This window comes from Methylorubrum pseudosasae (assembly GCF_029504475.1).
GTDB lineage: Bacteria > Pseudomonadota > Alphaproteobacteria > Rhizobiales > Beijerinckiaceae > Methylobacterium > Methylobacterium extorquens.
Genome location: NZ_JAQGDU010000002.1, coordinates 1,493,615 through 1,516,289, shown reverse-complemented (window position 1 = coordinate 1,516,289; position 22,675 = coordinate 1,493,615). Strand labels below are relative to the sequence as shown.

Sequence of the window (22,675 nt, the reverse complement as noted above, 5' to 3'; positions counted from 1 at the left end):
CGCCGCGCTCTGCCAGAGGGGCCGGTATCGGCCAGCAATGGGGGTAGCATGACGAGCGACGCGCAGGAGGAGCCCCTCACGCCTGTCGCGCCACAGCCGGCTCCGGCTCGGCCGAAGCCGTTGACGTCCCGCGAGAGACGCCGTCGCCGCCGCAAGTCGCGTCATCGCGGCGAGGAGATTCTCGGCTGGATCCTGGTGCCGGTGATCCTGTTCGGCCTGTTCTGGGGCGTGAACGCGGTCCTCGAGGCGATGGGCACCAGCCCCGGCGTGGTGTGGGATCAGCTCATGCAGGTGAAGGCCGCGCTCGAGAAGAAGATGTAGGGCGCGGGCGCCCTGCTCTACTCCGCCGCCGCCTTGCTCAGCCCGATCCGCAGCCAGATCGTGCTCAGCGCATCTACCAGATGGTCGATGTCGGCGTTGGAATGCAGCGGCGAGGGCGTGATGCGTAGGCGCTCCGTCCCGCGCGGCACGGTCGGGTAATTGATCGGCTGCACGTAGATGCCGAACTCGTCGAGCAGGGTATCGCTGATCGCCTTGCACAACACGGGATCGCAAACCATCACCGGCACGATGTGGCTGCGGTTGGCCAAAGTCGGGATGCCCGCCGCATCCAGCGCGTGCCGGACCCGCGCCACCCGCTCCTGATGCCGCGCCCGCTCGACACGGCTCGCCTTGAGGTGGCGGATGCTCGCCGCCGCGCCGGCCGCGACCGCCGGCGGCAGTGAGGTCGTGAAGATGAAGCCCGAGGCGAAGCTGCGCACGAAGTCGCAGAGCTGCGTCGAGCCGGTGATGTAGCCGCCATGGACGGCGAACGCTTTGCCGAGCGTTCCCTCGATCACGTCGAGCCGGTGGGCGAGCCCCATCCGCTCCGAGATGCCGCCGCCCCGCGCACCGTAGAGGCCGACCGCGTGCACCTCGTCGAGATAGGTGAGCGCCCCGTGCGCCTCGGCCACATCGCAGATCTCGTCGATCGGGGCGATGTCGCCATCCATTGAATAGACCGACTCGAAGGCGACGAGCTTGGCCCGGCCCGGCTCGATCAGCCCGAGCTTGCGGTCCAGATCCTCCGGATCGTTGTGGCGGAAGATCTGGCGTTCGGCCCGGCTCGAACGGATGCCCTCGATCATCGAGGCGTGGTTGCCCTCGTCGGAGAAGACGACGCAGCCCGGCAGCTTCGAGGCGAGCGTGCCGAGCGCCGCCCAATTCGAGACGTAGCCGGAGGAGAAGATCAGCGCCGCTTCCTTTCCGTGGAGGTCGGCGAGTTCCTGCTCCAAGAGCACGTGATAATGGTTGGTGCCGGAGATGTTGCGGGTGCCGCCCGCGCCGGCTCCACATCGGTCGATCGCCTCGTGCATCGCTTGCAGCACCGATGGATGCTGGCCCATGCCGAGGTAGTCGTTGGAGCACCAGACGGTGACCTCGCGCGCGCCGTCGGGGCTGTGATGCGTCGCGTAGGGAAACCGCCCCGCCTGCCGTTCCAGATCGGTGAAGACGCGGTAGCGCCCTTCCCGGTGGAGGCCGGTGATCGCATTGCCGAAGAACGCTTCGTAATCCATGCCGTCCTCCCCGAAGAAGATGATGCCGGTGGGCGGATCTTGCGTCCGCCTGACCTCATTCGCGGTGCACTGCCCGGGTTTCAGGCATCTCGGCCGCTCTGGGTGCGGCGCGGCCCGGAAGGCTCCAGTTCCACAGCGCCGCCGAGGGCAGCGGCAGCATCAGGAACCAATGCTCCAGGGTGGCGAGCGCGGCGAGCGTCGCGAGCAGGGCAAAGCCCGTCACCGTTTGCGGCGCGGCGGCATCCCCGAGCGCGCCGCGGGCAAGCAGGACCGTCGCGGCGGTGCCCAGCGTCACCGAGAGCGGAAACAGTGGGTTCATCGGCCGCCGGCTGAGGTAGCAGGCGAGATAGCCGAGATGCGGCGGCAGGAACTCGGCGTGGAGGTTGCGCACGCCGAGGAACAGGTTGAGCCGCGCCGAGGCGTTCATCAGCGTGAGCAGGGCGTAAGTCCAGAGCGCGACCCGGTTCCCCTCCCCCCAGGTGAGGCAGAGGATGGCGAGCCCGCCGATCACGATCGCGAATTCGTGCCACAGGCTGGTGGCGAGCGCCGCGAAGAAGCGGTCGAACCCGCGCAGGTTCGGCGCGCAGGCAGCGGGCTTCGGACCGGAGATGAAGCCCATATAGTAGCTCATCTCCTGCCAGCCCCAGACGATCACCGCGGCGGTGAAGCCGAGATAGGCGCCCGTCTCCGTGTCGTCGTCCGCGACCGCGCGGATGGTCCAGAGCGCGCCGGCCAGGACGGCGCTCGCCGCGACCATGCTGCGGGCGTGCGTCCGCCGCGGCAGGTGCTGGAGCACCAGCACCAGCCCGGTGGCCGACCACCACAGCAGGACGGCGTAGAGCGCCGGAACGGCGTAGACGCCCATGCTACCAGACCGGATCGAGGCGGATGTCGGCCGGCATCGCGTTCTGCTTGACCGGCAAGAGGTAGAGCCGCGCGAAGGTCGCCGCCGCGACCAGGGTCTGGGCGCTGTGCTTGAGCTTGCCCGACAGGCCGCCTTCCGCCTTGGCGGCGGCGATCTTGTCGGCGCAGACCAGCAGCCGGTCGAGCCCTGCCTTGAAGCGCGGATCGTCGAGATCGAGGGTGATCGGGAAGGTCTGTTTCGAGATCTCGGAGGTGATCCGGAAGACCTTGAAGTCGTAGTCGGTCGGATCGACCCCGAGCGCCTTGTGGAAGGCTGGGCGGCAATGGTCGCGGACATACATCGTCGCGAACACCGCCAGCAGGAAGAAGCGGATCCAGTAGCGGTTGACCCCCGTCGTCAGCTTCGGGTTGGCCCGCATGAGCAGCGCGAACGCCTCGCCGTGGCGGAACTCGTCGTTGCACCACTTCTCGAACCACTTGAAGATCGGGTGGATGCGCCGCTCAGGATGCCGCTCCAACTCGCGATAGATCGTGATGTAGCGGGCGTAGCCGATCTTCTCCGAAAGGTAGGTCGCGTAGAAGATGAACTTCGGCTTGAAGAACGTGTACTTCTTCGCCTTCGTCAGGAAGCCGAGATCGACGCCGACGCCGAAATCCTTCAGCGTGTCGTTGATGAAGCCGGCATGGCGGGCCTCGTCGCGGCTCATGAAGCCGAACAGCTCCTTGATGTCCTTGTTCTTGGCGCGCTTGCGCATCTCCGCGTAGAGCACGCAGCCCGAGAACTCGGCGGTGATCGAGGAGACGAGGAAGTCGAGGAACTCCTTGCGCAGCTCCGGGTCCATCTCGGCGAGGTCGCAGTCGAACTCCTCGTTGCGCACGAAGTGGCGCTTGTTCGGGTCCGAGCGCAGCTCCTCGATCAGGATGTCCCATTCGCGGCGCACGGGCTCGACATCGGTGCGGTCGAGCTCGTCGAAATCGGTGGTGTAGAAGCGCGGGCTCAGAAACGTCGTCTGCTGCGCGCTCTTGGTCGAGTCGTTGAGCGGCTGGCGCGGGAACGGGACTCCCGTCGCCGGTTGGGGCTGGACGTTGGCGTTCACAGCTTCCTCCGTTCGGAAAAGCTCACCTCGTAGAGCTCGGTCAGCTCGAGATGGGCGATCAGCTTGGTCCAGGCCCGCTCCAGCCGGCCTGCGCGGGTGACGGTGGCGGTGCGGCGTACGGTGAGGCGCTCGCCGTAGGGCACCTCGGTCGGCGCGTCGTGGACCTGAACCTCGTCCCCGGGCTCGATCTCGAACCCGCCGTCGAGCGTCACATGCGCGTGCAGGCTCTCCGGCGTCTGCTCGATCTCGACGGTGCAGGGCACTTCGACGACCGTCTTGCCGATCCAGGCCATGTCCGCCCCCCTTTTGTCCGCTGCGGCCATCACCGCAGCTCCGTGCCGGGCAACAGGCGGGCGAAGGCCTTCGCGTTCGAAGGGCCGAAGGCCAGCAGCGGCACGTTCCGCCCGGTGGCGCCATCCTCCAACGACAACGTGCCGTTGTCGAATCGCGTGAGGGTGAACGGAGGCTCGCGGCTCAGGCCTTCCCTCTGCCGAGCCTGGGCGAGCCCGCGCAGCGTGCCGCGGATGAAGCCGTCCTGTCCCGGCTCGATCCGGGCGACCAGTTTCCCGTCGCTGGCCTCGCGCAGGTCGATGGCGCCGTCCGGCTGGTCCTCGGCGTGGAAGGCGAGTGTCTGAACCGGGTGAGCCGCCGGTGTTTGCGGCTCCGTCTCCTGGCCGCGGCCGAGGGCGACGGCGACAATCGCCACCGAGAGCAGGGCCGCGACGGCCAGAAGCGCCGGCCGCTGGGATTGTGGCTTCTGCGGCGGACGGCGGAAGTTCAGCTCGATGGGCATCGGTCTCACTCTCCGCTATCGGGCCCCGGCGGTCGCGAGGCGGCCGGGGGCAGCGCTTGCACGCCCGGTCGCGGCGGGTTCCACGGCGCGCGCCGGACCTTTGGCAACACTTTCGGCGATCCCCTCGGCCGAACCTTCGGTCTGCGCCGCGAGCGCGGGGGCGAGCAGGGCCACCACGCTCCGGGCCTCAGGCACCGAGCGCAGCATCGGCTCCGGCCGGCTCAGCCGCCAGGGCCGGGCATGCGGCCAGAGATGCAGGTAGGCGACCCGCTCGCCCGGCGGCAGGCGCAGGGGGATGTCGCCGGTGCCGTCGGAAAACAGCCGCAGGTCGGCCGACTCGATCCGGGTGAGCGGCAGGTTGAGGGTGATCGGCAGGGCGATGCCGACATGCAGCACCATGCGCCGGTCGGTGAGCGTGTAGACCGTGGTGCGGTGGACGAGCCAGGCGAGGAGGCTCAGCAGCCCGAGCGCCGCGAGGCCGATCAGCAGGGTCGGGCCCGCGACGGCGAGCGCCCGCGCCGGCCCCCCGCTCGCGGCGGCGCCGATCGCCAGTACCGCGGCGGTGCCGGCGAACCACACCATGACGAGCCGGGCGTGGAGGGCGCGCAGCAACACGCCGGACAGGCTCGGGGCGCCGCGCCACAGGATGCGCTCGCCCGGCGGCAACGGGCCGGGCAGCCCCCGCAGCGTCCCTTCGGGCAGGAAGTCGGAGTCGCTCATCGAATCGCCCCTCAGAGAATGGGTTCTTGGCGGGCGGGCGAGGCGTAGAGGGTGCCGGCGCCGAAATACGCCATGATCCGCTCCTCCTCCCGCAGGGTGACGGAATCGGGATCCTTGATGCCGGGGATGTCGGCGAACTGCTCGGCCAGCAGCGCCTCGGTCTTCACCGTGCGGGAGAAGCGGCCGGTGGTGCAGAAGGTCACCGGCATCAGCACCCGGCGCCCGCCCGCACCGAGTTCGACTTCGTAGTAGCGCACGAAGGATTCGCCGCGATCGAGCCAGAGATCGACGACGGTGCCGGCGACCTGCCGGTCGGCGCCGAAGACCGCCATGCCGATAGGGTTCGGTCCGTCCTCGTGGACGACGAACGCGTCGGCGACGCGCAGGGGGACGATCCGGTACTCGTTGTCCCAGGTCCGGTCGTGCTCGTCATGGCGCGGAACCCAGGAGCCGGGGCCGACGCCGGCCTGCAGCGACGTGTCGGTGCGGAAGTAGGGGGCGCCGGGAAAGACCTCGCGGCGGGCGCTCGGCACATGGGTATCGTAGGCGATGTTCGTCTGCGGCGCGTACATCGTGTGGCCGCTCGACAGGTGGAAGGCCTTCGGCGTCGGAATCAGAATCGGGTCCGGGCTCTTCAGCCGGCCGGCCGCCTCGTTCTCCAGCGGATAGCCCTCGCGGCGATCTTCCCGGCGCAGGTAGAAGACGAGGCCTGCGAAGAAGATCCAGAACGCGTAGAGCGTGACCTGCGCCACATCGATGTAACCGGTGATCTCGCCTCTGGGCATGGCAGGCCTCCCGATCAGGTGGGACGGTTGACGAGGGGGTCGAACGGACCGGAATGCCGCTCGTCCGGACGGATGGAACCGGCGGCGTCCGGGCGCACGAGCGGGCCGAGCGCGACCAGCGTGGCGAACAGCAGGGCAATCTCGACGTGGTAGACGATCAGGTAGCCGATGGCCGGCTCGTTCATGCCCTCGCCGAGCGCCCCCGATTGCGCCACGGCGGCGCCGAGATCGCGCAGGATGCCGCTGGCGGCGATGGCGAGCCCGGCGGCGGTGGCCTGCGCCGCGCCCCAGGCGCCCAGCGCAAGGCCGGTATCGTCCGGCCCGGCCTTGGCCATGGAGGCGGTGAGCGTGCCGTGGGCGAACAAGCCGCCGCCGATGCCAATCAGCGTGACGCCCGCTGCGAATAGCCGGGCCGAGGCGAGGGGTGCAGCGAAGATCACCGCCGAGAAGGCGGCGATGCCGATCACCGCGCCCGTCGCCGCCACACGGTAGGGGTCGCCGCCGCGGTTGAGCCAGCGCGCCGCCGCGATCAGCCCCAGCCCGCCGCCGGCGGCAAGCATCGCGGTGAGCGCCGTGGTCTGCGCCACCGTCAGGCCGAGGATCTGGCCGCCATAGGGTTCGAGCAGGATGTCCTGCATCGAGAACGCCGCGGTGCCGAGCGCGATCGCCGCGAGCCGCCGCCGTGCGGTGCCCTCCCCGGCATAGCCGCGCCAGGATTGGGAAAAGCTCGGGCGCGGCGCCGCCCGGTCGGTGCGGTGCGGATCGCGCGGCTCCTGCTTCCACAGGGCGACGCCGTTGAGCACGATCGTGACCAGCGCCGCGCCCTGGATCACCTGGATCAAGCGGACCGCCGAGAAATTCGCCAGCGCCAGCCCGAACAGCACGGCGCTGCCCATCATGCCCGCGAGCAGCATGGCACAAAGGAGCGCCACCACCTTCGGGCGGGCATGCGCAGGGGCGAGGTCGGTGGCCAGCGCCAGCCCGACGGTCTGCGTGGTGTGGAGCCCCGCGCCGACGAGCAGGAAGGCGAGCGCGGCCGCGACGTGGCCGACCCAGAGCGGACCGGTGGTGTCGCCCGAGAGGATCAGCAGGGCGAACGGCATGATCGCCAGCCCGCCGAATTGCAGCAGCGTGCCGAACCAGATGTAAGGCACCCGCCGCCAGCCGAGTACGGAGCGGTGCGTGTCCGAGCGGAAGCCGACCAGCGCCCGCAAGGGGGCGAACAGGAGCGGCAGCGACAGCATCACCGCCACGATCCAGGCCGGCACCGACAGCTCGACGATCATCACCCGGTTGAGCGTGCCGATCAGCAGCACGGCAGCCATGCCGACCGTGACCTGGAACAGCGCGAGCCGCATCAGGCGCCCGAGCGGCAGCTCCTTCGTCGCCGCATCGGCGAACGGAAGGATCGCCGGGCCGAGGCGGAGCAGCGCCTGGGTGATGGCGAGGCCGGATTTCATCGAGCGGCCCCGGTCTCGTTCGCGGGCGACGCCGTCTTGCGCAGCTCGATCGCGTTCGAGAGGTAGAACCCGCTGTTCACCCGCTGCGTTCGCGCGACGGCGAAACGCGCCAGCTCCCGCTCCCCGGCGATGCGCCGCCGCAGGCCGCTCTCCGTGATCGGCACGATGGCCGGCGCCCGGTCGGCCTTCGGGAACAGCTTGCCGGCCGCATGCATCAGGGTCAGCAGCGCCGTGCGCGGGGCGACGGTGAAGAGCAGGCTGCCATCGGTGCGCAGCGACAGTTCGGCCAGCGCGCGGACGATGTCCGGCGCCTGATAATGGATCAGCGAATCCATCGCGACGACATGGTCGAAGCGGCCGAGCCAGGGATCGAGCATGTCGCCGACCCGGAACTCGACCGAGCCGGGGCCGTCGATGACGGGAAGCCGCTCGCGGGCGAGCCCGATCAGCGTCGGCGAGACATCGATCGCTACCACCGCCGCACCCCGGCGTGCGGCCTCGACCGCGAGTGCCCCGGTGCCGCAGCCGGCATCGAGCAGGCGCAGGCCGGTCAGATCCGCGGGGAGCCAACCGAGCAGGTTCGCGCGCATGGCGTCGCGCCCGGCCCGCACCGTGGCGCGGATCTTCGAGACCGGCGTGTCGGAGGTGAGGCGCGACCACGCCTCGACCGCTGTGCGGTCGAAGTAGGTCTCCAACTGGGAGCGGCGGGTGAGGTAGGGCGTGCTCATCAATCGAATCCGAGGAATTCGAACAGGTCGCGGTCCTTCATCGGCACCGCCTCGCAGGGGTCCGCGCCGGCCCACAGCGTCTCGGCGAGCTGCATGTACTCGTCGGTGACGGCCTTCAGCTCCGGCGTCGGCTCCATCTCGAACAGCGTCGACTTCTTCAGGCGCGAGCGCCGCACCACGTCGAGGTCCGGGAAATGCGCAAGGCGGCGCAGGCCCACCGCCGCGTTGAAGCGGTCGATCTCGTCGGTCTTGGCGGAGCGGTTGGCGATGACGCCGCCGAGCCGGACGCCGTAGTTCTTCGACTTGGTGTGGATGGCCGCGACGATGCGGTTCATCGCGAAGATCGAGTCGAAGTCGTTGGCGGTGACGATCAGCGCCCGGTCGGCGTGCTGGAGCGGCGAGGCGAAGCCACCGCAGACCACGTCGCCCAGCACGTCGAACACGACGACGTCGGTATCCTCCAGAAGGTGATGCTCCTTGAGGAGCTTCACCGTCTGCCCGACGACGTAGCCGCCGCAGCCGGTGCCGGCGGGCGGTCCACCGGCCTCGACGCATTTCACGCCGTTATAGCCCTCGACCACGAAATCCTCGGCCCGCAGCTCCTCGGAGTGGAAGTTCACAGCCTCCAAGGCGTCGATGACGGTCGGCGCAAGGCGCTTGGTCAGCGTGAAGGTCGAGTCGTGCTTCGGATCGCAGCCGATCTGGAGGACGCGCTTGCCCAGCTTCGAGAAGGCGACCGAGAGGTTCGAGGAGGTGGTCGACTTGCCGATGCCGCCCTTGCCGTAGACGGCGAAGACCTTGGCGGTCTCGATCCGGTCGTTCGGGTCGAGCCCGACCTGAAGGCTGCCCTCCTCGCGGCGGACGGAGACCGGATTTCGGATGGCGATGTTCATGCCGCGACTCCTGCGGTGATGCCGGGTGTCACGCCCTCCAGCCGGTCCTCCAGTTCCTCCTCGGCACGGTCGAGCGCGTCGCGCATCGCCGGGTCGGGAGTCCAGAAGCCGCGGCGGTGAGCCTCGATCAGGCGGCTCGCGACCTTGGCGCAGGCCGTGGGGTTGAGGGTCGCCATCCGGTCGCGCATGGCGTCGTCGAGGACGAAGGTCTCGGTGATGCGCTCGTAGATCCAGGGCTGCACTGCGCCCGCGGTAGCGGACCAGCCGACGGTGTTGGTCAGCGTCGCCTCGATCTGGCGCACGCCCTCGTAGCCGTGGCCGAGCAGGCCCTCGTACCATTTCGGGTTGAGCATGCGGGTGCGGGTTTCCAGCGCCACCTGCTCGTCGAGGGAGCGCACGCGCCCCTCCCCGCGGGTCTGATCGCTGATGTAGATCGGCACCGCCTCGCCGCGGGCGCGGGCCACCGCCCGGCCCATGCCGCCGAGCCCGTCGAAGTAGTGGTCGACGCTCGTGACGCCGAGTTCGACCGAATCGAGGTTCTGGTAGGCGAGATCGACCCGCGACAGCACCGCCTTCATCAAGTCGCGCTGCGGCGCGGGGCGACCGGTGCGGCCGTAGGCGAAGCTCTTCCGGCGCGAAAAGGTCTCGCAGAGTTCATCCTCGTCGTCCCAGCGGCCGGACTCAACGAGGTGGTTGACGTTGGCGCCGTAGGCCCCCTCCGCATTGGAGAAGACCCGCAGGGCCGCCGTCTCGAAATCGCAGCCCTGCTCGGCCTGGATTGCCAGGGCATGCTTGCGCACGAAGTTCCGTTCGATCGGCTCCTCGGCGCTGGCAGCGAGAAAGCTCGCTTCCGCAAGCAGCTTGGTCTGCAGGGGCAGAAGATCGCGAAAAATGCCGGAGAGCGTGACCACCGCGTCGATGCGCGGGCGGCCGAGTTGTTCGAGCGGGATCAGCTCGGCTCCGGCGAGGCGGCCGTAGCCGTCGAAGCGGGGCGCCGCGCCGATCAGCGCCAGCGCCTGGGCGATGGGACCGCCCTCGCTCTTCAGGTTGTCGGTGCCCCACAGGACGAGCGCGACGCTCTCCGGCAGGGCCCGGCCTTCCTCGAGGTAACGCTCCAGCACCCGCGCCACTTGGCGGGTGCCGTCGGCCAGCGCGAAGGCCGTGGGCAGGCGGTAGGGGTCGAAGCCGTGCAGGTTGCGCCCCGTGGGCAGGATACCGGGATTGCGCAGCAGGTCACCGCCCGCGACCGGGGCCACGAAGCGCCCGTCGAGGGCCCGCATCAGCGCCGGCAGCTCGCTGTCGCGGGCAAGGTCGGCATCGATCCGGGCGAGGTCGGCGAAGGCGGCCCGATGGGTCTCGTCGGCGGACAGACCCGCGGCGGCCAGCGCCTCGCTGAGGGACGCACCCTCGATCAGGAGCTCGATCCCGGCACGGGTCGGCTTCAGCCCGTGCGAGGCCTCCGCCAGGGCGAGCAGCAGATCGACACGTTCCTCGCAGACCATCCCCTGGCCGATTACGTGCAGGCCGTGCGGGATCAGCGTCTGCTCGAGTTCGAACAAAGCGGCGGCGAGTGCGGTGACGTGCGGGGCGGGGTTGCCCTCCCAGGCGGGCTCGGCCGGGACTAGATCGACGGCCGCGCCCTGCGCCTGGATGACCACGGCGAGCGCCGTCCGCTCAACCGTCGCTTCCGGTTCCAGACCGCGCCAGCGCTCGACCGAGGCCTTGAGGTCGCTCAAGCCGCGGTAGAGCCCGGCGGCGGCGAGGCTCGGCGTGAGGTAGCTCACGAGCGTCGCGGCGGAGCGGCGCTTGGCCAGTGTGCCCTCGGACGGGTTGTTGGCGGCGTAGAGGTAGATGTTGGGCAGCGCACCGATCAGCCGCTCGGGCCAGCAGGCTTCCGACAAACCGGCCTGCTTGCCGGGCATGAACTCGAGTGCGCCGTGGGTGCCGAAATGCAGCACCGCGTCGGCGGAAAAGTCCTCGCGCAGCCAGCGGTAGAAGGCGCTGAAGGCGTGGGTCGGCGCGAAGCCCTGCTTGAACAGCAGCCGCATCGGATCGCCCTCGTAGCCGAAGGCGGGCTGCACCCCAACGAAGACGTTGCCGAACTGTGCGCCGAGCACGAGGATGTCGGCCCCGTTGCTCTGATGGCGGCCCGGCGCCGGGCCCCATTGCGCCTCGATCTCGGGCAGGTAGGTTTCGCGGCGGACGTGATCCTCGGCCGAAACGCGGGCGTGGACGTTGGCCGGCGTGCCGTAGCGGGTGGCGTTGCCGCCGAGAATCGTCTCACGCAACGCATCGACGCTGTCGGGCACCGCGACGTCGTAGCCTTCGGCCTTGAGGCCGCGCAGGGTGTTCAGCAGCGAGGCGTAGACCGAGAGGAAGGCGGCCGTGCCGGTGGCGCCGGCATTGGGCGGGAAGTTGAACAGGATGACGGCCAGGCGCCGCTCGCGCTTCGGCCGTCGCCGCAGGGACACGAGCCGATCGATCCGGGCGGCGAGCCGCTCGGCGCGCTCGGGATGCACGCGCATGTCGCGGGCGTTGCCGGGGCCGGAGGCTGAGGAACGGCCGCCGAACACCATCGGTGCGGTGGCGCCGTCGAGTTCGGGGATCGCGACCATCATGGTCGCCTCGACCGGCGACAGGCCGCGGCTGCCCGCCTCCCATTGCTCGATCGTTTGGAATTCCAGCGCGTGGGCGGCGAGATAAGGCACGTCGAGCCGCGCCAGCGTCGCCTCGGCCGCCGCCGCGTCGTTGTAGGCCGGGCCGCCGACCAGCGAGAACCCGGTGAGCGAGACCAGCGCGTCGATCGCCGGCCGGCCGTTCACCGTGAAATAGGCGTCCACCGCGGGGCGGTTGTCGAGGCCGGCGGCAAAAGCCGGCACCACGCAGAGGCCCTTGGCCTCCAGGGCGGCGATGACCCCGTCGTAATGCGCCGTGTTGCCGGCCAGAACGTAGGAGCGCATCAGCAGCAGGCCGACGCGGCCCCGAGCGCCCGGCACGGTCGGCAGCGCGGACAGGCTCTCGCCGACGCGGTCGGCCATGCGCGGATGGTAGAGGCCGGTCTCGGGATAATGCTGGGGCGCGGGCGCGGCGGCGATCTCCCGCCACACGGCGCGGGGGCCGGCGGCGTAGCGCTGCACGAGGAAGCGCACGAGGCTCGCCACGTTCTCGTCCGAGCCCGCGAGCCAATATTGCAGGGTGAGGAAGTAGGCGCGCACGTCCTGCGCCGAGCCGGGGATGAAGCGCAGGATTTTCGGCAGCTTGCGCACCAGGGCCATCTGCCGTGCGGCGTTGCCCTCCGCGCCCGGCTTGCCGCGTAGCCGCTTCAGGAAGTCGAGGGCCGAGCGCTTGGTCCCGCTCATGTCGAAGCGGTTGAGCTTGGTCGTCCGCACAATCTCGGAGGCCGAGAGGCAGCCGATCATCGCGTCGCAGTTCGCGCGGCGTGCCTGGATCGCAGGCAGGATCGCGCGGACGTGCTCGTCGAGGAACAGCATCGCCGAGAGGACGATGTCGGCGCGTGCGATCTCCGCCTCGCAGGCCCGGAGCGCGGCCTTGTCGGTCTCCCACTCCGCGGCGGCGTGAAAGCTCAGGGCGAGCCCCGGCATCTCCGCCGCGAGCCGTAGGCGCGCCCGTTCCACCGCGCTCGCCAAGTGATTGTCGAGCGTGACGATGGCGACGCGGATGGTTGGCCTATCGGCCGAAATGCGCCTTGGCATCGTAAAGGGTCTCGAGGGTGATAAGCGGGAGCTGCCGCTCTCGGGCGAATCGCTCGGTGTTGGCGCGGGCCTTCCCGCGCACGAAGAACGGGATCTTCTTCAGCTCCTTCTCGGCATCGGGCGCCCACGGCGCGGTGCGGACCGCGTCGGCGCCCTGGATCTGGATGGGGGGTGGAACGGGCGCCGACGCGAGGGGGGGAGTCTTCGGCGCCCGTTCCACGGCGTCCGCCGTCCCGCTCGGCCCGCGGCCGAGATGAGACGGGGCGGCGCCATCGTGGAATTCGGGATCTTCGCGGAACATCCCGAGGAGATGTTCCTCCAGCCCCATCATCAGGGGGTGCACGAGGGTGTCGAACAGGACGTTGGCGCCCTCGAACCCCATCTGCGGCGAGTGGCGGGCGGGAAAGTCCTGGACGTGGATCGGCGCCGAGATCACCGCGCAGGGGATGCCGAGCCGCTTGGCGATGTGGCGCTCCATCTGCGTGCCGAGCACGAGTTCGGGGGCCGCCGCCTGGATCGCCGCCTCGACGTCGAGGTAGTCGTCGGTGATCGTCGCTTCGATCCCGTGGAGGGCGGCTTCCGCCCGGACCTCGCGGGCGAATTCGCGGGTGTAGGTGCCGAGCCCGACGAGCTTGAAGCCGAGTTCATGCGCGGCGACGCGAGCAAGGGCGAGCGCGTGGGTGGCGTCTCCGAACACGAAGACGCGTTTGCCCGTGAGATAGGTCGAATCGACCGACCGGCTGTACCAGGGCAGGCGCGAGGGCGCGTCGGCAAGCACGGGGGCGGGATCGACGCCGGCCAGGGCCGCCACCGCTTCCACGAAGCGCGTCGTCGCGCCGACGCCGATCGGCACCACATCGACGAAGGGCTGCTGGAACGTCTTCTCGAGGTACTGCGCGGCGCTGCGCGCCACCTCGGGATAGAGCACGACGTTGAAGTCGGCCTCGCCGAGCCGGGCGAGATCGGCAGGCGTCGCACCGAGCGGCGCAACCACGTTCACCGCGATCCCGAGGCCGTCGAGGAGACGCCGGACCTCGATCAGGTCGTCGCGGTGGCGGAAGCCGAGCGCGGTGGGGCCGAGGATGTTGCAGGCGGGTCGCCGACCCTCGCGGGGCGAACGCTCGGCTGGCCCTGACAGGGCACGGACCAGCCGGTAGAAGGTCTCGGAGGCGCCCCAGTTCTCCTTCTTCTGATAGGCCGGCAGCTCCAGCGGGATCACCGGGATCGGCAGAGCGAGCGCCTTGGCCAGCCCGCCCGGATCATCCTGGATCAGCTCCGCGGTGCAGGAGGCGCCGACGATCATCGCCTGGGGCCGGAAGCGCGCGTAGGCGGCGGCGACCGCATCCTTGAAGATCGCTGCGGTGTCGCGGCCGAGATCCTGGGCCTGAAAGGTCGTGTAGGTGACCGGCGGGCGCTTGGCGCGCCGCTCGATCATCGTGAAGAGAAGGTCGGCATAGGTGTCGCCCTGGGGGGCGTGCAGCACGTAGTGCAGCCCTTCCATCGCGGTGGCGACCCGCATGGCGCCGATATGCGGCGGTCCCTCATAGGTCCAGACGGTGAGCTGCATCGCTGCTACACCTCCAGCCGGGCGCGCCGCGCGAGCGGGCGCGCAAACAATTCGGCGAGGTCGCCCGCCTGCTCGTAGCCCTGGATCGGCGTGAACAGCAGCTCGATCGACCACTTCGTCGTCAGCCCCTCCGCTTCCAGCGGGTTGGCGAGGCCGAGGCCGCACACGGTCAGATCGGGCCGGGCCGCGCGGCAGCGGTCGAGCCCGTCGTCGAGGCTCTGGCCCTCCACCACGGCGGTGCCGCCGGGGAGCCATTCGAGTTCGGCGGCGAGGTGGCCGCGATGCAGATAGGGTGTGCCGACCTCGATCAGCTCGGCGCCCATTTCCCGCGATAGGAAGCGGGCGAGCGGCACTTCGAGCTGCGAATCGGGGAAGAAGAACACCCGCTTGCCGGCAAGCTTTTCGGCATACGCGGCCAGAGCCTGACGGGAACGGCGCAGGCCCGGTGCCGTCACCGCCTCGAAGCGGGCGGCATCGACGCCGAAGGCTTCGGCCGCCGTGCGGAGCCACTCGGTCGTGCCTTCCGCACCCAGCGGAAACGGGGCGGCGATGCGCTGGCCTCCGCGCTCTTCCAAGGCGCGCGCGGTGTCGGCGAGGAAGGGCTGGGCCAGGAGAAAGCGCGTGCCGCGTCCGACCGCGGGCATCTGGCCGGCGCGCCGCGCCGGCAGGAAGCGGGCGGCGATCCCGAGATCGGAGAACAGCCGGGCGAACTGGTCCTCGACCACGTCGGCGAGCGCGCCGACGACGAGGAGTTCATCCGTCGCCGCCGCCTCGGGCAGTTCCGGCACGAGCGAGGCGAGGCAGGCATCCTCGCCCTGCGTGAAAGTCGTCTCGATGCCGGAGCCCGAATAGTTCAGCACTCGCACGTCCGGAGCGAGCCGCCGCGACAGCCGCTGGGCTGCCCGCGACAGGTCGAGCTTGATCACCTCCGAGGGGCAGGAGCCGACGAGGAACAGCAGCCGGATGTCGGGACGCCGCTCGATCAGCCGCGTAACCACCCGGTCGAGTTCCTCGTTCACGTCGGCGAGGCCGGCGAGATCGCGCTCGTCGATGATGGCGGTGGCAAAGCGCGGCTCGGCGAAGATCATCACGCCCGCTGCCGACTGGATCAGGTGGGCGCAGGTGCGGGAGCCGACGACGAGGAAGAACGCGTCCTGAATCTTGCGGTGGAGCCAGACGATTCCGGTGAGGCCGCAGAACACCGCCCGCTGGCCGTGCTCGGCGCGGACGGTGACGCCGCACTCGCTGGCGGGAAGGGGCGCGTGCGCGTTCACCGGGCCGCCTCCCCGGCGAGGGTGAGGGAGGCCGGCGCTTCGAGCCGCGCCGCCCGCAGCTTCAGCAGGAACTGGCCGGCATTAATGAGGTAGGCGGCGTAGGCGGCGAGCGCGAGGACCAGCAACCCTTCCGTATCGAGCCAGCCGAGGCCGAGGGCGGCGAGATAGGCCGTGTGCAGCGCCAGCACGAGCATGCTGAACACGTCCTCCCAGTAGAAGGCCGGCGCGAACAGGTAGCGGCCGAACACGACCTTCTCCCAGATCGAGCCCGTGACCATGATCGCGTAGAGAACGAGGGTCTTGGCGACGACGGAGGCGTTGGCCGCCGCGGCCCCCTCACCCGTGGTGAGGGTGCGCAGGACGAGACCGAGACTCACCGCGAAGACGAGAAACTGCAGCGGAGCCAGAACCCCCTGCACCAGCGTCCAGCGCGACGCGTCGCGCCGCTGACGCTGAGCGCTCGTGTAGAGCGGTTGTTGCCGGCCCTGGTGCTGACGCATGGCGTCCGCCCTCGCTCGCCCTTCGGCCCCGTCTTCGGAGGCCTCGACGCCCTGAACCTAGGCCTGGCCGCCCAAAAGTGTCAACTCAAGTTGACGGTCATTGAGGATTACATTTCCCTCAGGGTTGGCGGAGCCAGGGATTGCCAATCGTGAGCGGAAGCGTATCGTTGGGATACACGCGTCCGTTGCCCTGGTGCCGATCAGCGCATTAAATTGCACGCTGCATCCACCGAGCCGCATCCTCAGGGAGACGCCCATGGGCGACTGGAGGCATTTCGGCGAGCGTCTCGAGTTTCCTGCTGTGTCACCGGAATGCGGTGTCGTGGCCGAGCCGCTTGTCCCCTCGGCGTTCGAGCAGCAGCCCGACGGACACGGGATGCGACGACAGTTGGCCAGCGTGGTCGAGGCGGAGATTCTGCCCCGGCTGATGCTGGCTCACCGTGATCGGGCGGCGCCGCGGCCCCCTTCCGTTGGGCACCGGCCGACACCGGACGAAGTCCAGCGCCTCAGCGACCTGCTGCTCGCCCGCACCGACACCGATCTCGCGCCCCATCTCCTGCGCATCCTCGACGAGGGGCTGACCCTCGAAGGGATGCTGGTCGATCTGCTGGCGCCGGTGGCGCGGCATCTCGGGTGGCTCTGGGAGGAGGATGCCTGCGATTTCGTCGACGTAACCGTGGCCCTCGGGCGCCTCCAGGCCGCGACGCGCGACCTGTGCGCGCGGCTCGAAAACGATGGGGTCGATCCCGCGGGGCGCAGCATCCTCCTGCTACCCGGTCCGGGCGAGACGCATGTTTTCTGTCTATCGCTGGTCGCGACCATCTTTCGCGAATCAGGGTGGGACGTGACCACCACCGGCGCGCAGTCGAACCTCGACGCGCTGGACCTCGTCCGCATGGAATGGTTCGACATCCTCGGGCTGACGCTGTCCTGCGACGTGTTCCTGCCCGCCCTCACGGATCGAATCCGTGCCCTGCGCGCCGCTTCGTGCAACACGCGGATCAAAGTCTTGGTCGGCGGCCCCTATTTCGCCCGGAATCCTGATCACGTCCGCCTTGTTGGCGCGGATGGCACAGCGGAAGATGGGCGTCTTGCACCGCTCATTGCGGAAAGCTTGCTTGAAATGCGGACGCGAGCCTGTTGATAAGGGCGCTTTCAGCGCCATCACAAAGTGTTGACCTTGAGCAGCTTGGCGAGCCCTTCTCCCCGGCGCCCCACCCCGGCGCTGCAACAGGCAGCCGGTCTCCTCGATGGAGAGGCGGCCGGGCTGCTGATTGCTGCCACCTCCGATCTCTCCCTGGTGGTCGATCATCACGGTATCATCCGCGATACCATGGCCGGCCGGGCCGATCTTGAGGGACAGGGCATCGAATCCTGGCTCGGGAGGCCCTGGATCGACACGGTCACCGTCGAGAGCCGTCCGAAGATCGATGCGCTGTTGCGCGATGCGGCACCCGGCACGATGACCCGCTGGCGGCAGGTCAACCATCCCTCTCCCACCGGCACGGACCTGCCGATTCGCTACGCCACGCTCCGTCCGCAGAAGGATGGGCCGATCATCGTGGTCGGGCAGGATCTGCGGACGATCGCCGCGCTTCAACGCCGTCTGGCGGAGACGCAGCAGGCGCTGGAGCGGGATTACGACCGCCTCCGCACCGCCGAGACCCGCTACAAGCTGCTGTTTCAGCTCTCCGGTGAGCCGGTTCTCGTGGTCGATGCCGGCACACGGCGGGTGACGGAGATCAACCCGGCGGCGATGCGGCTGCTCGGCCGGCCGCAGAAACGCGTGATCGGCCAGGATGCGGCCGACCTGTTCGACGCGGGCAGCCTGCGGGACTTGCAGAGCTTGTTTGCCGGCCTGCGCGTCACCGGTCAGGCGACGGATCTCGTGGCGCCGCTGGCCGGCAACCGGGGCGAAGTCCGGGTCTCCGCCTCCCTGTTCCGTGGCGAGGGCACGACCTCGGTGCTGTTGCGCCTCGCCACACTGGTTCCGGCGGCGCCGGAGCGCGTCGAGTTCGGACATGGCGCGCTCGACATCATCCAGCGAATGCCGGAGGGCTTCGTCGTCACCGACGCCGCGCGCCGTATCCTCACCGCCAATACCGCCTTCCTCGATCTCACCCAGCACGCCACCGAGGAGCAGGTCCGCGGCCGGACCCTCGACACTTGGCTCGGCCGTGGGGAAACGGACGCGCTCGCGCTGTTCGCGATGCTGCGCGATCACGGCTCGGTGCGCCACTTCTCGACGGCGATGCGCGGTCAGTACGGCTCGATGGAGGAGGTGGAGGTTGCCGCCGTCTCCACCTCTCACGCCGATCAGCCCTGTTTCGGCTTCACCGTCCGTGCGACCCCGCGGCGGGCGGCCCCGGTTCATGCCGGCGGCGGGCACGACCTGCCGCGCTCGGTCGAGCAGATGACCGAACTCGTGGGGCGCGTCTCCATGAAGGCCCTGGTGCGCGAGACGACCGACCTCATCGAGAAGCTGTGCATCGAGGCGGCCTTGCGAATCACGCGCGACAACCGCGCTTCGGCGGCGGAAATGCTCGGCCTAAGCCGTCAGGGTCTCTACGCGAAGATGCGCCGCTACGGCATCGGCGACCTCGACGGCAACGACCCTGAGTTGACCTCTTAGGCCCTTTTCCGGCGATCGGCGCTATAATGCAATGATCAAAAACAGGTGAGATTGCACCCTAATTTAAGGCCGCGTGTAAAGCTTGATTGACACATGCGGCCGGGCGCCAGTAGCTTTCGAGCATGGCAACGCCCGCGCCGAGCGCCATCGTCGAGCTTCTCAAGCCCATCACGTGGTTCGCACCGATGTGGGCGTTTGGCTGCGGGGTCGTCTCCTCCGGTCAGACGCCTTCCGGGCAGTGGCTGGTCATCGCCGCGGGCGTGCTGCTCGCCGGGCCGCTGGTCTGCGCCACGAGCCAGGCCGCCAACGACTGGTTCGATCGCCATGTCGATGCCATCAACGAGCCTGACCGGCCGATCCCCTCGGGACGCATTCCCGGTCGGTGGGGCCTTTATCTCGCCGCGGGCTGGACGGTCCTGTCGCTGGCCGTCGCCGCGATGCTCGGACCCTGGATCCTCGGCGCGGCCCTGTTCGGCCTCGTGCTTGCCTGGATCTACTCGGCGCCTCCATTTCGGCTGAAGCAGAACGGCTGGTGGGGCAATTCGGCGGTGGCGCTCTGCTACGAAGGGCTGCCCTGGTTCACCGGCGCCGCGGTGATGGCCGCCTCGATGCCCGACCGGCGGGTGCTTCTCGTCGCCCTGCTCTACTCGGTCGGCGCGCACGGCATCATGACTCTCAACGACTTCAAGTCGGTGGAGGGGGACCGGGCCATGGGCCTGCGCTCGCTGCCGGTGCAGCTCGGCTCCGATCGCGCGGCGCGCTTCGCCTGCCTCGTCATGGCCCTGCCGCAGATGGTGGTGGTCGCGCTCCTCCTCCATTGGGAGCGTCCCTGGCATGCCGCGCTGATCGGCGCCCTGCTCGTGGGGCAGCTCGTCCTGATGACGCATTTTCTGAAGGCGCCCCGCGCCCGCGCCGCTTGGTATAACGGCACCGGCACGACGCTCTACGTCTTCGGCATGCTGGCCTCGGCTTTTGCCCTGCGTCCGCTCGTGCAAGGGCTGGCGCCATGACCCACATGCCCGCCGCCATCGCTCGACCCTTCCCTCGATCGTTCTCTTGGCTCCAGATCGTCCGGCTAGGCCTCGTCCAGACCGCGCTCGGGGCGGTCGTGGTTCTCATGACATCGACCATCAACCGGGTGATGGTGGTGGAACTGGCGCTGCCCGCGATCGTGCCCGGCGTCCTCGTCGCCCTGCACTACGCCACGCAGGTGCTGCGGCCGCGCTGGGGCTACGGCTCCGATGTCGGGGGGCGGCGGACGCCGTGGATCGTCGGCGGCATGGCCGCGCTCTGCCTGGGCGGTTTCGGCGCGGCGGCCGCAACCGCGCTCGCGGCGAGCCATCTCGCCGCCGGCCTCGCACTCGCCGTCCTGTCCTTCCTGCTCGTCGGCATGGGCGCGGGCGCCGCGGGCACCTCGCTTCTCGTCCTGCTCGCGACCGGGGTGGAAGCCGGGCGCCGGGGCGCGGCGGCGACCATCGTCTGGGTTATGATGATCGCCGGCTTTGCCGTCACCGCGCCGCTGGCCGGCCACTTCCTCGATCCGTTCTCGGGTGCGCGGCTCGTCGCCGTGTCGGGGACCGTCTCCCTCATTGCCTTCGCCGTGGCTGTGCTGGCGGTGGCCGGCATCGAACCGCGCCGCCCCGAAGCCGCCGCCGGCCGGGCTGAGACGAAGCCGCCGTTCCGCGCGGTGCTGGCGCAGGTGCTGGCCGAGCCCGCGGCCCGGCGCTTCACCCTGTTCATCTTCGTCTCGATGCTCGCCTACAGCGCGCAGGAGCTGATTCTCGAGCCCTATGCCGGTCTCGTCTTCGCGATGACGCCGGGAGCGACGACCAAGCTCGCCGGGCTTCAGCACGGCGGCGTGCTCGCCGGGATGCTGTTCGTGGCTGGCGTCACCGTGTTCATCGGCGCGCCGGTGCTGGGTTCGCTGAAGCTCTGGACGGCGATCGGCTGCGGGCTTTCGGCGCTGGCGCTCGGGACGATCGCTGCCGGCGGACCGATCGGGCCCGATTTCCCCTTGCGCGCGGCGGTGGCGGGCCTCGGCTTCGGCAACGGCGTCTACGCCGTGGCGGCGATCGGCTCGATGATGGCGCTGGCCGGGCGCGGCGGCGAGGCCGAGCGCGGCACCCGCATGGGCGTCTGGGGCGCGGCCCAGGGCGTCGCCTTCGGTGCCGGCGGCTTCCTCGGCACGCTCGCGGTCGATCTCGCCCGCCTCGTCTCCTCCGAACCCGTCTACGCCTACGCGGCGGTGTTCGCAGCGGAAGGCATCCTGTTCCTCGTCGCGCTGCTCATCAGCCTGCGCGTCGAGCACGTCACCGTCGGCCGGCGGCACAACCCGCTGACCGAGACGGCCTCCTTCCAGCTCAATTCCGGCTTCGAGGCGCGGTAACGCCATGACAGACCACGACGCTTCCGAAATCTTCGACGTCGTGGTGGTGGGGGGCGGCCCCGCGGGGGCGATCGCAGCCGCCGATCTCGCCGCTTCCGGGCGGCGGGTGCTGCTCCTCGACAAGGCCGGGCGGATCAAGCCCTGCGGCGGCGCGATCCCGCCGCGGCTGATCCGCGACTTCGCGATTCCCGACGCGCTCCTCGTCGCCCGTATCCGGTGTGCCCGGATGGTGGCGCCGAGCGCCCGCTCGGTCGACATGCCGGTCGGCGACGGCTTCGTCGGCATGGTCGATCGCGAGCATTTCGATCCGTATCTGCGCGAGCGGGCAGCGCTCGCCGGGGCGGACCTGCGCGACGGCCTGTTCGAACGCATCACCCGCGAAAGCGCGGTCCTCGCCACGGTGCATTACCGCTCCGGCAAAGGCGGCGAGGAGCACCGGGTGCAGGCCCGCCTCGTCATCGGCGCCGACGGTGCGACCTCCACGGTCGGACGCGCCGAGATTCCGGGGCATGCCCGGATGCGACAGGTCTTCGCCTATCACGAGATCGTCCGGCGCCCCGCGGAGACCGGGCACGACGGCGCGCGCTGCGACGTCTACTACCAGGGCCGCCTCTCGCCGGATTTCTACGCCTGGATCTTTCCGCATGGCGAGACCGTCAGCGTCGGCACCGGCAGCGCCCGCAAGGGCTTCTCCCTGCGCTCCGCGATCCGCGATCTGCGCGCCGATACCGGCCTCGATGCCTGCGAGACGATCCGCCGGGAGGGCGCGCCGCTTCCGCTCAAGCCGTTGCGGCGCTGGGACAACGGACGCGACGTGCTGCTCGCGGGCGACGCGGCGGGCGTCGTCGCGCCGGCTTCCGGCGAGGGCATCTACTACGCGATGCTCGGCGGTCGCCTTGCCGCGGAGGCGGCGGGCGCCTTCCTCGCCACCGGCGATGCCCGCGCTCTCGCCCAGGGGCGGAAGCGGTTCATGCGGCTGCACGGACGCGTCTTCTGGATCCTCGGGATGATGCAGTGGGTCTGGTATCGCAGCGACACCCTGCGGGAGCGCTTCGTCTCGATCTGCAAGGACAAGGACGTCCAGCAGCTCACCTGGGACGCCTACATGAACAAGGAACTGGTGCGCGCGAAACCCGCCGCGCATGCACGGATCTTCTTCAAGGATCTCGCGCACCTGTTCCGCTGGGTCTCGCCGTGAGCGGCCTCTTGGCCGGCGGCTGGGGACCGCCCGTCATCGCCGCCCTCGTGGCGCTCGCCGTCGCTGTGGCGGGCGGGGTCGCGACCCGGACGGACGCCTGGTATCGCCGCCTGCGCGTTCCCCGGATGGAAGCCGCCGGACTGGGCTTTCGGGCCGATCTGGACCGTGATCTTCGTCCTCACCACCGCCTCCGCGATCATCGCCTGGAACGCCGATCCAGACCCGGCCGCGCGGGGCCGGCTCGTCGCGGTCCTCGCCGTCAACGGCGTGCTCAACATCGCCTGGAGCGTGATCTTCTTCCGGCTGCGTCGGCCCGATTGGGCCTTCGCCGAGGTGCTGCTGCTGTGGTTCTCCATCCTCGCCGTGATGGTCACCGTTGGGCAGGTCTCGACGCCCGCAGCCCTGCTCAACCTTCCCTATCTCTCCTGGGTCAGCACTGCTGCCTGCCTGAACCTCACCATCGTCCGGCTCAATCCGCGCTTCGGGCCGCGCTTCGGGAGCGCGTGATC

General features: G+C 69.8%; 20 protein-coding genes and 1 pseudogene. 7 read left to right on the top strand and 14 right to left on the bottom strand.

Annotated elements, in window-relative coordinates; translation table 11 throughout:
• Positions 1-48: 48 nt before the first annotated feature.
• Positions 49-321: a hypothetical protein gene (locus tag M2437_RS08075; protein ID WP_015824806.1), complete on the top strand. Its 273-nt coding sequence runs from the start codon at positions 49-51 to the stop codon at positions 319-321.
• Between the two features lie 17 nt (positions 322-338).
• On the opposite strand, the gene hemA is transcribed toward M2437_RS08075, so the two are convergent.
• From hemA to bchF, 14 genes are read right to left on the bottom strand one after another with little or no spacing between them, the layout of a single operon-like run.
• A complete protein-coding gene (hemA, locus tag M2437_RS08070) occupies positions 339-1,556 on the bottom strand; it encodes a 5-aminolevulinate synthase (protein ID WP_253387075.1) in 1,218 nt (405 codons plus the stop codon).
• 55 nt (positions 1,557-1,611) lie between these two features.
• Positions 1,612-2,421: a putative photosynthetic complex assembly protein PuhE gene (gene puhE / locus M2437_RS08065; protein ID WP_253387074.1), complete on the bottom strand. Its 810-nt coding sequence runs from the start codon at positions 2,419-2,421 to the stop codon at positions 1,612-1,614.
• Position 2,422: 1 nt separating this feature from the next.
• Positions 2,423-3,517: a magnesium-protoporphyrin IX monomethyl ester (oxidative) cyclase gene (gene acsF / locus M2437_RS08060; protein ID WP_253387073.1), complete on the bottom strand. Its 1,095-nt coding sequence runs from the start codon at positions 3,515-3,517 to the stop codon at positions 2,423-2,425.
• Positions 3,514-3,810, bottom strand: coding sequence for an O2-dependent cyclase accessory protein (locus M2437_RS08055; RefSeq protein WP_003600930.1), 297 nt, complete (start codon positions 3,808-3,810; stop codon positions 3,514-3,516). Before M2437_RS08055 ends, acsF begins: the two co-directional genes overlap by 4 nt.
• 29 nt (positions 3,811-3,839) lie before the next feature.
• Positions 3,840-4,310, bottom strand: coding sequence for a photosynthetic complex assembly protein PuhC (gene puhC, locus M2437_RS08050; protein ID WP_253387071.1), 471 nt, complete (start codon positions 4,308-4,310; stop codon positions 3,840-3,842).
• Between the two features lie 15 nt (positions 4,311-4,325).
• The gene (gene puhB / locus M2437_RS08045; RefSeq protein WP_056464104.1) at positions 4,326-5,030 is read right to left on the bottom strand and encodes a photosynthetic complex putative assembly protein PuhB; all 705 of its coding nucleotides are present in this window, start codon (positions 5,028-5,030) and stop codon (positions 4,326-4,328) included.
• Between the two features lie 11 nt (positions 5,031-5,041).
• Entirely contained in the window at positions 5,042-5,815 is a 774-nt protein-coding gene (gene puhA, locus M2437_RS08040; protein WP_003607116.1) for a photosynthetic reaction center subunit H, read from the bottom strand.
• A 14-nt stretch (positions 5,816-5,829) separates the two neighbouring features.
• Positions 5,830-7,275: a BCD family MFS transporter gene (locus tag M2437_RS08035; RefSeq protein ID WP_253387070.1), complete on the bottom strand. Its 1,446-nt coding sequence runs from the start codon at positions 7,273-7,275 to the stop codon at positions 5,830-5,832.
• Complete coding sequence (gene bchM, locus M2437_RS08030) at positions 7,272-8,003, bottom strand: magnesium protoporphyrin IX methyltransferase (protein WP_253387069.1); 732 nt, start codon at positions 8,001-8,003, stop codon at positions 7,272-7,274. The genes M2437_RS08035 and bchM overlap by 4 nt, the downstream gene beginning before the upstream one ends.
• Positions 8,003-8,896, bottom strand: coding sequence for a ferredoxin:protochlorophyllide reductase (ATP-dependent) iron-sulfur ATP-binding protein (bchL, locus tag M2437_RS08025; RefSeq protein WP_253387068.1), 894 nt, complete (start codon positions 8,894-8,896; stop codon positions 8,003-8,005). The genes bchM and bchL overlap by 1 nt, the downstream gene beginning before the upstream one ends.
• Positions 8,893-12,609, bottom strand: coding sequence for a magnesium chelatase subunit H (locus tag M2437_RS08020; protein ID WP_253387067.1), 3,717 nt, complete (start codon positions 12,607-12,609; stop codon positions 8,893-8,895). The genes bchL and M2437_RS08020 overlap by 4 nt, the downstream gene beginning before the upstream one ends.
• Positions 12,584-14,176, bottom strand: coding sequence for a ferredoxin:protochlorophyllide reductase (ATP-dependent) subunit B (gene bchB / locus M2437_RS08015; protein WP_253387066.1), 1,593 nt, complete (start codon positions 14,174-14,176; stop codon positions 12,584-12,586). Before bchB ends, M2437_RS08020 begins: the two co-directional genes overlap by 26 nt.
• Positions 14,177-14,181: 5 nt before the next feature.
• On the bottom strand, positions 14,182-15,450 hold the full coding sequence (locus M2437_RS08010; RefSeq protein ID WP_253387065.1) for a ferredoxin:protochlorophyllide reductase (ATP-dependent) subunit N: 1,269 nt from the start codon (positions 15,448-15,450) through the stop codon (positions 14,182-14,184).
• Complete coding sequence (gene bchF / locus M2437_RS08005; RefSeq protein WP_253387064.1) at positions 15,447-15,950, bottom strand: 2-vinyl bacteriochlorophyllide hydratase; 504 nt, start codon at positions 15,948-15,950, stop codon at positions 15,447-15,449. Before bchF ends, M2437_RS08010 begins: the two co-directional genes overlap by 4 nt.
• Before the next feature lie 256 nt (positions 15,951-16,206).
• On the opposite strand from bchF, the gene M2437_RS08000 reads away from it, so the two are divergent.
• From M2437_RS08000 to M2437_RS07975, 6 genes and pseudogenes are all read left to right on the top strand, one after another.
• Positions 16,207-17,094 (top strand): cobalamin B12-binding domain-containing protein, encoded by an 888-nt coding sequence (locus M2437_RS08000; protein ID WP_253389602.1) that lies wholly within the window; start codon positions 16,207-16,209, stop codon positions 17,092-17,094.
• Between the two features lie 27 nt (positions 17,095-17,121).
• On the top strand, positions 17,122-18,582 hold the full coding sequence (gene ppsR, locus M2437_RS07995) for a transcriptional regulator PpsR (protein WP_253387063.1): 1,461 nt from the start codon (positions 17,122-17,124) through the stop codon (positions 18,580-18,582).
• 122 nt (positions 18,583-18,704) lie between these two features.
• Complete coding sequence (chlG, locus tag M2437_RS07990) at positions 18,705-19,592, top strand: chlorophyll synthase ChlG (protein WP_056506139.1); 888 nt, start codon at positions 18,705-18,707, stop codon at positions 19,590-19,592.
• Entirely contained in the window at positions 19,589-20,968 is a 1,380-nt protein-coding gene (locus M2437_RS07985; RefSeq protein ID WP_253387062.1) for a BCD family MFS transporter, read from the top strand. Before chlG ends, M2437_RS07985 begins: the two co-directional genes overlap by 4 nt.
• 4 nt (positions 20,969-20,972) lie before the next feature.
• Positions 20,973-22,166 carry a geranylgeranyl diphosphate reductase gene (locus M2437_RS07980; protein WP_253387061.1) on the top strand — a complete coding sequence of 398 codons (1,194 nt, stop codon included), beginning with the start codon at positions 20,973-20,975 and terminating at the stop codon, positions 22,164-22,166.
• Positions 22,163-22,673: pseudogene (locus tag M2437_RS07975) on the top strand (TspO/MBR family protein). The gene M2437_RS07980 and the pseudogene M2437_RS07975 overlap by 4 nt, the downstream one beginning before the upstream one ends.
• Positions 22,674-22,675 lie beyond the last annotated feature (2 nt).